At 42.7% G+C, this 12,316-nt stretch carries 9 protein-coding genes and 6 tRNA genes; 12 read left to right on the top strand and 3 right to left on the bottom strand.

The features are described from left to right. Positions 1–99: 99 nt before the first annotated feature. A tRNA-Val gene (locus tag K5R16_RS21570) sits at positions 100–175 on the bottom strand. Positions 176–213: 38 nt separating this feature from the next. After that, positions 214–289 (bottom strand) — tRNA-Val (locus tag K5R16_RS21565). Positions 290–695: 406 nt separating this feature from the next. Here K5R16_RS21565 and K5R16_RS21560 point away from each other — a divergent pair. The 6 genes from K5R16_RS21560 (at position 696) to K5R16_RS21535 (ending at position 3,023) form a co-directional block, all read left to right on the top strand. Beyond that, the gene (locus K5R16_RS21560) at positions 696–884 is read left to right on the top strand and encodes a hypothetical protein (protein ID WP_220740416.1); all 189 of its coding nucleotides are present in this window, start codon (positions 696–698) and stop codon (positions 882–884) included. A 102-nt stretch (positions 885–986) separates the two neighbouring features. Further along, positions 987–2,396: a glutamate--tRNA ligase gene (gene gltX, locus K5R16_RS21555; protein WP_220740415.1), complete on the top strand. Its 1,410-nt coding sequence runs from the start codon at positions 987–989 to the stop codon at positions 2,394–2,396. 103 nt (positions 2,397–2,499) lie between these two features. Beyond that, a tRNA-Ala gene (locus K5R16_RS21550) sits at positions 2,500–2,575 on the top strand. 80 nt (positions 2,576–2,655) lie between these two features. Continuing rightward, positions 2,656–2,731, top strand: a tRNA-Glu gene (locus K5R16_RS21545). 104 nt (positions 2,732–2,835) lie between these two features. Further along, positions 2,836–2,911, top strand: a tRNA-Glu gene (locus tag K5R16_RS21540). A 36-nt stretch (positions 2,912–2,947) separates the two neighbouring features. Beyond that, positions 2,948–3,023: transfer RNA gene (locus tag K5R16_RS21535), tRNA-Ala, on the top strand. 560 nt (positions 3,024–3,583) lie between these two features. On the opposite strand, the gene K5R16_RS21530 is transcribed toward K5R16_RS21535, so the two are convergent. Beyond that, the gene (locus K5R16_RS21530) at positions 3,584–5,413 is read right to left on the bottom strand and encodes an ABC transporter ATP-binding protein (protein WP_220740413.1); all 1,830 of its coding nucleotides are present in this window, start codon (positions 5,411–5,413) and stop codon (positions 3,584–3,586) included. 131 nt (positions 5,414–5,544) lie between these two features. On the opposite strand from K5R16_RS21530, the gene K5R16_RS21525 reads away from it, so the two are divergent. The 6 genes from K5R16_RS21525 to K5R16_RS21500 all read left to right on the top strand — a co-directional run bounded on the left by K5R16_RS21525 (position 5,545) and on the right by K5R16_RS21500 (position 12,169). Then, complete coding sequence (locus tag K5R16_RS21525) at positions 5,545–7,116, top strand: DNA-3-methyladenine glycosylase 2 family protein (protein ID WP_259649977.1); 1,572 nt, start codon at positions 5,545–5,547, stop codon at positions 7,114–7,116. Further along, positions 7,113–7,640: a methylated-DNA--[protein]-cysteine S-methyltransferase gene (locus K5R16_RS21520; protein ID WP_220740411.1), complete on the top strand. Its 528-nt coding sequence runs from the start codon at positions 7,113–7,115 to the stop codon at positions 7,638–7,640. The genes K5R16_RS21525 and K5R16_RS21520 overlap by 4 nt, the downstream gene beginning before the upstream one ends. A gap of 129 nt (positions 7,641–7,769) precedes the next feature. Continuing rightward, positions 7,770–9,092: a DEAD/DEAH box helicase gene (locus K5R16_RS21515; protein WP_220740409.1), complete on the top strand. Its 1,323-nt coding sequence runs from the start codon at positions 7,770–7,772 to the stop codon at positions 9,090–9,092. 53 nt (positions 9,093–9,145) lie between these two features. Beyond that, positions 9,146–9,616, top strand: coding sequence for a dual specificity protein phosphatase family protein (locus K5R16_RS21510; protein WP_220740407.1), 471 nt, complete (start codon positions 9,146–9,148; stop codon positions 9,614–9,616). A gap of 27 nt (positions 9,617–9,643) precedes the next feature. Beyond that, on the top strand, positions 9,644–11,188 hold the full coding sequence (locus K5R16_RS21505; protein ID WP_220740405.1) for a phospholipase D family protein: 1,545 nt from the start codon (positions 9,644–9,646) through the stop codon (positions 11,186–11,188). 78 nt (positions 11,189–11,266) lie between these two features. Further along, positions 11,267–12,169: a chemotaxis protein gene (locus tag K5R16_RS21500; RefSeq protein ID WP_220740403.1), complete on the top strand. Its 903-nt coding sequence runs from the start codon at positions 11,267–11,269 to the stop codon at positions 12,167–12,169. Positions 12,170–12,316: the final 147 nt, after the last annotated feature.

The following is a 12,316-nucleotide window of genomic DNA, read 5'->3' as shown; positions in this document are numbered from 1 at the left end:
GGGCTCGAACCAGTGACCCCCTCCTTGTAAGGGAGGTGCTCTCCCAGCTGAGCTAATCGACCTGGGATTTCACAATGTTTTAATTCTTTGCAAAAAGAATGGTGGTCGATACTGGGCTCGAACCAGTGACCCCCTCCTTGTAAGGGAGGTGCTCTCCCAGCTGAGCTAATCGACCTGGGATTTACACAATGATTTAATTCTTTATAAAAAGAATGGTGGTCGATACTGGGCTCGAACCAGTGACCCCCTCCTTGTAAGGGAGGTGCTCTCCCAGCTGAGCTAATCGACCTCGCTGTGTGGGGCCGTATTATAGGGGGGAACGATCTACTGTCAACGCTTTTTTAGATAAAAGATGGTGTACGGTTCAATTTCGCACGTATTGACGCATAGTTAATCACATACTGCACTATATTTTGCATTAAGCGATTAAATTATTACCTAAAAGGTTTGAAGCTGAAGTTTATTTAGCTGCTAAATAAAGAATGGAGTTAGCTTAGCGATGAGCTTTTCACTATCTGTCAGGCAATAGGTGTCTCGTTAAGTTTATGTCCTTTACAAAAACAATGGTTTTATTGCAATAAATGAAAACCCAAATTTATCTGGATTGTGAAAAGCTGACTAAATGTTGAAGTAGTAGCTTAAGCGTTATGCATCAATCTAGCAGATAGACGGTCGCTATCTAGGCTAACTCATTAATGCCTCGTTTATTGCGGAAAATATTCTTTAGCGATAGCAACCCTAATCATAATGGCCATGAAAGTGAGCTAACAATTATCGGGAAACAATCAATCGCCCCTTATTTAGCCTTGGAGTTTGGCAACGTTGCCGCTTATGGCAGCGGCTATGATGTAAATATCATTTTGGGCACAAAATTTGCCATATAGTAGCAGGGCTATTTTACCTGAGGGCTTTGGCTGTTAGAATGTGCGCCACATTCATTGGTACAGTCTATTATTTAGACTTTCTATATAGGTCAGTGTCCCATTATGACAATTAAGACGCGTTTTGCACCAAGCCCTACTGGTTTCTTGCACGTTGGTGGTGCTCGAACAGCACTTTATTCATGGTTATATGCACGTGCAAACCAAGGCGAATTTGTATTACGAGTAGAAGATACAGATATTGAGCGTTCAACCCCTGAGGCTTGTGCTGCGATTCTAGAAGGTATGGAATGGTTAGGTCTAACATGGGATGAAGGTCCTTACTACCAAACTAAACGTTTCGATCGTTATAACGAAATCATTGCTCAAATGTTAGAGCAGGGCAGTGCTTATAAGTGTTACTGCAGCCGTGAACGTATTGAACTTATGCGTGAAGAGCAAGCTGCTAAAGGTGAACAGCAGAAGTATGATGGTTGCTGTCGTGATAAAGCGCCTCGCGATACTGATGAACCTTTTGTTATTCGATTCAAAAATCCAACAGAAGGCAGTGTTGTATTTGATGATCATGTACGTGGCCGTATTGAAATATCAAATGACATGCTGGATGATTTGATTATTGCCCGTACCGAAGGTACCCCTACTTATAACTTCTGTGTTGTCGTTGATGACTGGGATATGGGCATTACTTGTGTTGTTCGTGGTGAAGACCATATCAATAACACGCCACGTCAGATCAATATCCTGAAAGCTCTTGGTGCTCCTATCCCCGAATATGCACATGTTGCGATGATTCTTGGTGACGATGGCGCTAAATTGTCAAAGCGTCATGGTGCTGTTGGTGTGATGCAGTATCGCGATGATGGTTATTTACCGGAAGCATTGCTTAACTATTTAGTTCGCTTAGGTTGGTCTCATGGCGATCAAGAAGTTTTCTCTATTGATGAAATGAAGCAACTATTTAAGCTTGATGATATCAACAAAGCAGCCTCAGCTTTTAATACTGAGAAGTTAGTTTGGTTGAACCAGCATTATATTAAAGAGATGGATCCAGAATATGTCGCTTCTCATTTAGAGTGGCACATGAATGATCAGAATATCGATATGAGTAATGGACCACAGTTATCAGCTGTCGTTACTGCACTTTCTGAGCGAGCAAAAACCTTGAAAGAGTTGGCCGCATCTAGTCGCTATTTCTATGAAGACTTTGCAGACTTTGACGAAACAGCTGCCAAGAAACACCTTAGAGGTGTTGCAATGGAGCCACTTAAACTGATCCAAGCAAAATTGTCTGAACTTGAAGAGTGGACTGTAGAGTCAATACATCAAGCGATTGAAGACACAGCCAGTGAATTAGAAGTTGGTATGGGTAAAGTTGGTATGCCTCTTCGCGTTGCTGTTACTGGGGCAGGGATGTCACCTGCTGTTGATTTGACCTTATTCTTGGTTGGAAAGGCTCGTTGTGAGCAAAGAATCTCCAAAGCGATTGAATTTGTAGCAAATAGAATAAATTCCTAAAAAACGAGTTGACACTTTTGGGTGTGCTGCATAGAATGCGCCTCGCAGTTGAGACACTGATGGCAAATGCTTAAAGTGCACTCGAAAGTGATTTAGTTAGTGCGGGGCCTTAGCTCAGCTGGGAGAGCGCAACACTGGCAGTGTTGAGGTCAGCGGTTCGATCCCGCTAGGCTCCACCATCTAACTAATTGAAAGCGTTAAGTTTTAGCCTGCAGAACTTAATGAGTATTCACTCTTTGCAGAGTCTAATGCAGTCCGGGTCCCCATCGTCTAGAGGCCTAGGACACCGCCCTTTCACGGCGGTAACAGGGGTTCGAATCCCCTTGGGGATACCACTATTTATTTTTCTTGATGAATGTCGAGAGATTAAACAAGCGTTAAACCTTAGCCTACAGGGTTTAATGAGTATTCACTCTTTGCAGAGTCTAATGCAGTCCGGGTCCCCATCGTCTAGAGGCCTAGGACACCGCCCTTTCACGGCGGTAACAGGGGTTCGAATCCCCTTGGGGATACCATTTTTCTATTTTATGCTAACGATGTTTGCGTAGAATGGGGCCTTAGCTCAGCTGGGAGAGCGCAACACTGGCAGTGTTGAGGTCAGCGGTTCGATCCCGCTAGGCTCCACCATATTTATCAATACTTTGATGAATACTGTAAACCACCGCAAGGTGGTTTTTTTGTATCTATAGTTCACACCCTGACAACGGCATCATCATGCTTTCGCTTATACCAATTGGTTTAAGACGTTGATCTACCCAGAGTGTTTTTCCGAACGAATTCAAAGAGAGTGAATGACATAATGGTTATTTCCTTATTAATTGATTCAATGTCGAAGCTGCAAGCCCAAAACACGTCATGCTGGCGAGTTTTAGTGGCTCGAATGCTACGTTGACCAGCTTAAACTTAGAATCATGATGCTCTTCACACGTTTTACGCAACATGATCTTGCATGTTCCAACATACTTTAGACACTCCTTACATTGATGGAGGTCAGATACTGTGAATGTCATAAATGCAAGACTATATGGATATAGGAGCTAGGTAACTTTATTAGGTCGTGGTTGTATCTATCACTGAGCTGGTAATAATAGTCTCAAGTCTCAAGTCTCAAGTCTCAAGCAAGGATAAAACAAAGCCACCTTAAAGGTGGCTTTGTTAGTGATTGTTGTTTTATACGTTATTCTTAATTAGTCAATCCCAAGAAAGCCCCCAGTTTGATGAGCCCATAGCTGAGCATATATGCCACTTGCGTTAATCAACTCTTGGTGAGTTCCTTGCTCAACAATTTTTCCCTCATCGATGACTATGAGCCTATCCATCGCTGCAATGGTGGATAAACGATGTGCAATCGCAATCACTGTTTTACCTTCCATGAGTTGGTATAGACTCTCTTGAATAGCAGCCTCTACCTCAGAATCTAATGCGGATGTTGCCTCGTCGAGTAACAGAATCGGTGCATTTTTAAGAAGAACGCGAGCAATAGCTATTCGTTGCCGCTGACCGCCAGATAATTTAACTCCGCGCTCACCAACTTGGGCATCAAGTCCTATGTTGCCATCGGGATCTGTCAAAGTTTGAATAAACTCGTAAGCTTGTGAGTTCTTAATTGCACTTATTAACTCAATTTCAGAAGCATCTGGATTGCCATAGAGGATATTTTCTCTAATAGAGCGGTGGAGTAGGGAGGTATCTTGGGTGACCATACCAATATGCGCGCGCAGTGAATCCTGTGTGACTTGGGTGACGTTTTGTTGGTCAATGAGTATCTTTCCTGATTCAACATCATGAAAGCGCATCAACAAATTTACTAAAGTAGATTTACCAGCGCCTGAGCGACCAACCAGGCCCACCTTTTCGCCAGCTTTAATTTTGAGATCGAGTCCGTCTATTACGCCGCTGTTCTCACCGTAGTGAAAGCTCACATTATCAAAATTGATTTCACCTTTTTCGACCTTAAGATCGGGTGCATTTTCAATATCGGTTATATCGGTGGGTTTCGATAATGTATTCATTCCATCTGCGACAGTACCTATATTTTCAAATAGAGAGCTTATCTCCCACATTATCCACTGCGACATACCGTTAAGGCGCAGAGATAAGCTAATGGCAATAGCTATGGCTCCTACACTAATTGCGCTGTCACGCCATAGCCAAATTGACACCGCTGCGATACTAAACGCTAGAATGTAGTTAATGATTTGTACGCTTACGTTTATCTTGGTGACGAGCCGCATTTGCCGATAAACAGTATGGAGAAAGGTGGTCATACTGCCTTTAGCATACTCAGCTTCTTTTTGGGTGTGAGAGAACAGTTTGACCGTGGCGATATTGGTATAACTGTCTACGATACGTCCGGTCATATTCGATCGCGCATCAGCTTGCTCAGTTGATACCTTTTTTAATTGTGGTAAAAACCTCACCTGTAAACCGACGTAGATCAGTAGCCAAACCAGCATTGGTAACATTAACCTTAAATCGGCTTTTGCTATCATCACGACCATAGAGGTGAAATAGACCAAGATATAAACTAATACATCCAATAGCTTAGTTACTGTTTCTCTTACCGCGAGAGAGGTTTGCATTACTTTTGTGGCAATTCTCCCAGCAAAGTCATTTTGGTAAAAAGATACGCTTTGCTTAAGTAAATAACGATGAGCTAGCCAGCGAATAGACATGGGGTAGTTGCCGAGCAAGCCCTGATAAACAATCAATGCATGCAATAAGACCAACACAGGAATAACAACCAACACTAAAACTGTCATTCCAAGCAGTTTCATTCCCTCTTTTTCGAATAAGGTATCAGGGTCATTGTTGATTAAAAGATCAACCAAATCTCCCATAAAGCCAAATAGCGATACCTCTAAAATAGCCAGTAACGCAGTCAAAATAGACATTATGACCAGCGGAACTTCAAAACCTTTTGTGTAATGTCGGCAAAAGGCATATATCCCTTTTGGTGGTTGTTCTGGCTCTTCTGCTGGTAACGCGTTTACCCAAGATTCAAATCTTTTAAACATTTAGTGTCTCTGTGTTTATTCGTTGCGAAAATGTTGCTCAATAGCGATAGCATACAAGGTATTGAATAAATAGGGGCAAGAAATTGGTATTTATATTCAGTACCGTTTTCCGCTAGTTATAAAGCTGGTAGATGGTAATATTTACTCAACGTAATTACTTCTTCGGAAACAAGATGGTCAACCATGATTGTATAATTGACAGCAATATTTGCCGTAAAGCAAGACTGGCTCGAGATGCTAGGTTTGATGGCCAGTTTTTTACTGGTGTGCTAACGACAGGTATTTATTGTCGTAGCATCTGTCCAGCAGTTAGTCCGAAGGAGGAAAATGTACGTTATTTTGATTCGCCATTAAAAGCGGCAAATGCAGGTCTAAGACCATGTTTACGCTGCCGTCCTGACAGTGCGCCAGGCTCATATGCTTGGAAAGGTATAGCAACAACCCTAGAAAGGGCGATACAACTCATTGACGGTGGTGCATTAACTGGGGCTGATGCTATCAGTATCGAGCGGCTGTCTGAAAGGCTCGGAGTAAGTAGTCGCTATCTTCGAAAGCTGTTTAATGAAGGCGTTGGAACCTCTATTAAACAATATGCACTATATCGGCAGCTAATGTTTGCCAAACAATTATTGCATCAGACAGAGTTAACCATTACCCAGGTCGGATTGGCCGCTGGTTTTAACAGCATTCGTCGTTTCAATGAAGCTTTTAAACAGGTATTAAAACTAACACCGTCAACTTTCAGAAAGCAGGCCGTGTCTCTTGATATTCAATCAACATCTTCCGATAAATCAATAAGCGATACATCAGAAGTAAACTCCGCAGCATCGATTAAATTAACCGTAGAACTATCATACCGTCCACCGTTTGCATGGCAGGCGCAACATGACTTTTACCAAGTCAGAGCGGTAAGCAATATGGAATGGCTGAAGTCTGAATGCAATTATGGACGCAGTTTTAGCCTCAATGGTGTGAGTGGTTACTTCGATGCCAATCACAATCGGGCACGTAATAGCTTTACTGTCGATATTGTTATGGAGAATGAACAAGGGTTGATTGAGCTTAGCGCTATTATCGGAAATATTAAAAGGCTCCTCGACCTTAATGCCAACATGCAGGCAATAGAGCAAGATTTGGTATTATTAGCGCCGCTTAAGCCACAGATGATCACTGGTTTACGGCTACCAGGAACTTGGTCAACCTTTGAAGCTGGCTGCAGGGCCGTACTCGGTCAACAAGTGAGTATTATACAAGCGTCGAAACTACTCAATCAGTTAGTACTCGCCTACGGGGAGCGGCGCGTTATCGGTGATAAAGAGGTCGTGTTATTTCCAACCCCTGAGGTCGTGGCTAATGCCAGTCTAGATGAATTAAAAATGCCAGGTGCAAGAAAGCTTGCACTTAACGCCCTAGGTGAGTTCGTAAATCAACATCCAGATAATGCTCTTGATGATTGGTTATCAATAAAGGGGATTGGTCCCTGGACCATCGCTTATGCAAAAATGCGTGGCGCAAGTCATCCAGATATACTGTTATGTGGTGATCTGGTTGTTAAAAAACGAGTGTTGTCTCTGTATCAGCAGTACCAACAAGATGCTGGGAAAATAGACGTATTAGATTACACTGCGCTAACCAAAGAAATAGCCAAAACTATCAGCCCTTGGGGAAGTTACTTAACGTTTCAGTTGTGGAATTTATCATGAAAAAACTCGCACCGTTAGCCAAGCTTAACTTTAAAACAACTGCGGGGATTATTTCGCTTTGTGCCAATGCATCGGGGATCAGTCATCTAAATTTTGTGCCACAAACAGGTGACGGTTGGCAAACAAGAGAGGTATTGCTTGAGGGTTCAAACGAAAATGAGTCGATATTGCTCGCCGAGGCACACCTCAAACAAGCTAAGAATGAGTTGCTTGAATATCTGGCGGGTGAGCGGCAGTTGTTTACTGTAGCCCTTGCACCACAAGGAACAGAGTTCCAACAACAAGTATGGTATGCCTTGAGCCAGTTAGGTTATGGCAGTACATGTAGTTACGCGCATATTGCTGAACAAATTGGTCGACCTAAAGCGGTGAGAGCCGTGGGTACTGCAAATGGTGCGAATCCTATAGCGATAATTGTGCCATGCCACCGAGTAATAGGTAAAAACGGCGCATTAACAGGTTATGCCTATGGTTTAGCGTTGAAACAAAAGTTGTTGCAGCTAGAAGGTCTTTTGCTTATTTAACTAAAAGGCTGCTCACATGACGACTAAATTTTCAGGGTTATGAGTGTTATTTAACATCAAAAGTAAGCTTTTTCTTCGATATTAGCGTAGAATATCGGCCTTATTTTTGATTAGGTCGCGCCCGTAAATATGACTCAGCCAGATCCAGCAACTCAAGCTACTTTAACCACTGTTGAAAAAGCACCGCAGCTTAAAAGCTTTGCGGATTTAGGGCTAATCCCTGAATTGCTCGCAACACTTGATGCATTGGCTTATCAGTCGCCAACAGCAATTCAACAGAGCACTATCCCTGCAGTCATAGCAGGTAGAGATGTGCTGGGCGGCGCTATAACTGGATCGGGCAAAACTGCAGCATTTGCTCTGCCTATCATTCAGTTACTTGCGAAATCTGCAAAACAAACTCGCCAAAGTAACTATGTTTCGAGTCTAGTATTGGTCCCGACACGAGAGTTAGCACAGCAAGTTGCTGACAGCTTTATGCGTTATGCACAAAATATAAAGCCAAATTTAAAAGTACTAGCAGTGTATGGCGGCGTATCGAGTAACAGCCAAATGCAAAGCTTACGCGGCGGTGCGGACATTTTAGTGGCGACGCCTGGAAGGCTGCTCGATTTGATGTCAAGTAACGCTGTTAAGCTAGATAAAGTGAGCAGCCTTGTACTTGATGAAGCTGATCGTATGTTGAGCCTAGGCTTTACCGATGAGTTAACGGCATTGCTAGAGAAATTGCCGGCTAAGAAACAAACACTGCTTTTCTCGGCGACCTTTCCAGAAGAAGTGTCATTACTGACCGAATCTCTGCTTAATAACCCTGTAGAAGTTCAACTTCAGAGTGAAGAGGAAAACACCTTAGTTCAGCGTGTTATTACGGTTAACCGTAATCGTAAAACGCCATTATTAGTTGAGCTAATAAAACAGAATGACTGGCAGCAAATTTTGATATTTGCCAGTGCAAAATATACCTGTAATCGTCTTGCTCAAAAATTAGATAATGCCGGTATAACCGCAGAGATTTTCCACAGTGACAAAGGCCAAGGGGCGAGAACGCGAGTGCTCGATGGCTTTAAACGTGGTGAAATTCGGGTGCTTATAGCAACCGATATCGCCGCTCGTGGTATTGATATTGAAAAGCTACCTATTGTGATTAACTATGAGTTGCCGCGCAGTCCTGCTGACTACATGCACCGTATTGGTCGAAGTGGACGAGCTGGCGAAGCGGGTTTAGCATTGTCACTTATCTCCCATGATGAGTATCAACATTTCAAAGTGATCGAGAAAAAGAATAAGCTAAGACTTGAACGAGAACAGCACCCAGGTTTTGAAGCCGATGCTGAAGCGCCTGAAGATTGTCCATCACGTATCGAGAAACCGATGGCAAAACCCGCCGGTACTGGCAAAAAACACCGTAACAAAATACCGAAGGCAAATGCTGACCTTTGGGCTAAAAAATAAGTACCCATTGTAAATTTTACTTCGTGTAACGCTAAGATTAATTAGGAAAAAGTATGCAACACCTATTTTGGTTAGTAGAAGGACAAATTGCAGGACGCAGTGGCCCCAACAAAGACGCTTGGGTTCTTTCAGAATTGAAGGAGGAGGGCATTGACGCCATTCTTTCAGTTAATAATGGTGAATCCTGTGAAGATGAGGATTTTTCTTCAGTAGGCATCGAATACAAGTGCATTCCTTTTTCGCGCAATGCGCCGCCTGAAGCGGGAGATCTTGAGTATTGCGTAGAGCAAGTTCCTAAGGCATTGGCTTATATTCGCCAATGTGAAGCACAGAATAAAACGGTTTTAATTCATTGTCGCTCTGGTAAAGATAGAACAGGCTTGATTATGGCTTACTATTTGATGGATAACGGTGCAGCGCCATTGCACGCAGTCAGTCAAATTAGGGCGATACGCGACATCGCATTTAGCGCAGATGGCTGGGATCAATTTGCATTTGATGTGCTTTATGCGTTACAAGAATAGGTACTCGTTAAAAACAGAAGTTATTCAATGAAAGCAATCGGATTGCTAACTCCTTTTCCTGTAAAGTTACTAATGCTATGGGCAGCCATTACATTGTTGGTTGGCTGCCAAGCAACTCCTCAATACCCGGAAAAGACAGCAACATATAAGCTGTCAGTGGATCCCAAGTCTTCCCTTTCACAGTATGTAGCCTCCGATCTGCAGGCTAACCCAAGCCTTACTGGCGTAGTGCCTCTCACGGATGGTGTAGACGCTTTTATTGCACGATTGGCTTTGGTTAATGCCGCCTCAAACAGTATCGATCTGCAGTATTATATTTATCGCGCTGATGAAACCGGTAGGTTGTTGCTGTGGCACCTGATGGATGCCGCTGATCGCGGTGTAAGAGTTCGAATTCTGCTTGATGACATGGCGACAAAGGGGGCTGATGACACCTTAGTTTTATTGGCTAAGCACAGAAATATTGATGTGCGCCTATATAATCCGTCATTTGAACGTTCTTTTAGAAACATTGCCTTTTTAAGTAGTTTTTCTCGACTAAATCACCGCATGCACAATAAATCGTTAACGGTTGATAATACGATTACCGTTGTTGGTGGTCGAAACATTGGTAATGAGTATTTCTCAAATAATACCGATGTCGATTTTGGTGACTTTGACTTGATGGCGATCGGGGAATCTGTTGATGAGGTGTCAGATCAATTTGACCTGTATTGGAATGCACCGCTGACAGTAAACATTAATGCACTAACCAAGCATGAGGTGAGTAAACAAGACTTAGCACAAGCAATGACGGTGGTTGATAATGCTAAAGCTGAATACCGAAGCAACACCTATATTAAGCGGCTTCTAGACAGTGACTTAATTCAAAAGATGCAAAGTCATTCTCTACCGTGGTTTTGGGGGGATGCTAAACTTATCTATGATCAGCCTGACAAACAAAACCATCAATCTGAATCCGATAGTATGTTAGCGGATTTGGGGGCATTTTTATCTCAAGCTGAAAAAGAGGTCTTGATCGTATCACCCTATTTTGTCCCGACTCGAGAGGGGACTAGCAACCTAATCGATGTGGTTAAAAGTGGTATTGAGGTAACAGTGTTAACGAACAGTCTCGCTGCAACAGACGTACTTGCTGTACATGCCGGTTATCGAACTTACCGTGAAAGACTTGTAGAAGCTGGTGTACGTATATTTGAAGTTAAAGCGAACCTCAATATTAAAAAGAGTAGCAGTTGGACTGGTAGTTCTAAGAGTAGCTTGCATGCGAAAACATTTATAATCGACCGATCTTCAATCTTTGTTGGCTCGTTTAACTTTGACCCCCGTTCGGCGTGGTTGAATACCGAAATGGGGCTGATTATTCACAATGAAAAACTAGCAGGTGGAGTGGTTGAGGGTATTGAAACGAGCTTAGCTGCAGATACCTACCGATTATCACTTGAGGATGATGAGCTTATTTGGCATGACGATCTAAAAGGACGCGAGATCTATAGCGAGCCTGATGCAGGCCTTTGGCGTAAATTCTTAGTTGATTGCATCGCATTATTGCCCATCGAATCACAGCTTTAATTGTCAGTTTGATACGATTAGGGTAAAGTTTGTTTGCGCTGAACTGGATGACTTAAGTAATTAAGAGACAACAATATAATGAAAAGTAAGGCAACGCAGTCCCAAGGATTATTATTGTTTCAGCTGTCGTATACTCAATTGTTTGCGCTCGGAACATTAAAAGTTAGAGAGTTGGTTCCTTATAGTCCGCTAAGTGTCATTCCTCAATCCCACCCTACTATATTGGGCGCGGCAACAATACGCGGAACCACTATTCCCGTTGTTGATATGGCCGCCGCAATTGGTTATCGACCAATGTTGGATGAAGAACTAAAAGACAGTTATATTATCATTACCGATTGCCAGCGAATGGTGATTGGTTTTCTGGTGCGTTCAATTGACAAAATCATCGAATGTAATTGGCGAGATATTGAATCACCGCCAAATAATTTAGGTAAAAATGCATTCTTAACTGGTGTAACGCGAATCGATGACAAATTAGTTCAGCTATTGGATGTTGAACTGCTGCTGTCAAAAGTGTTCCCTGCAAGCCCTGAAACAACTCGGGCTATTTTGACTGACGTACAACGCGAACAGCTTAAGCCATTGCATATATTACTGGTAGACGATTCCATGGTTGCGCGTAAACAACTTTCGGACGCGTTAGATAGTATTAATATCCCTTATCAAGTGACCGCAGATGGTCAGCATGCTCTTGCTATTATGCAGCAGGCTGAGAAGAGTGGCCATGCTATCGATATCTTAGTGAGTGATATTGAGATGCCAGGTCTTGATGGTTACGAATTAGCCTTTGAAGTTAAGAATAACCCCGCTATCGCAGATGCCTATATCATCTTGCATACTTCGTTATCGAGTGAGATTAGCGTCAGCCAAGCTCACCAAGTTGGCGCTAATGAAGCACTGACCAAGTTTGATGCTCATGAACTTATTGAAGCGATGCTGCGTGGCGCGAATAAAGTAAAAGCTATCGCTAATATTTAGTAGCTTGTTAGTAAGATGCTGCCTCAGAGTAATAACAAGGTCTAATTGTCTAGCAAAGGTAGACAACTATGGCCACATCCGATACAAACACTGTTGAAGGAAGATTAATTTTATTTAAGGCTTACAACTTTGCAGCTAGCCCTTAAA

It is taken from the genome of Shewanella sp. c952, assembly GCF_019654975.1.
Lineage (GTDB): Bacteria > Pseudomonadota > Gammaproteobacteria > Enterobacterales > Shewanellaceae > Shewanella.
Note: the sequence above shows the minus strand (reverse complement) of the source record. Positions and strands in the feature narration are given on the sequence as shown.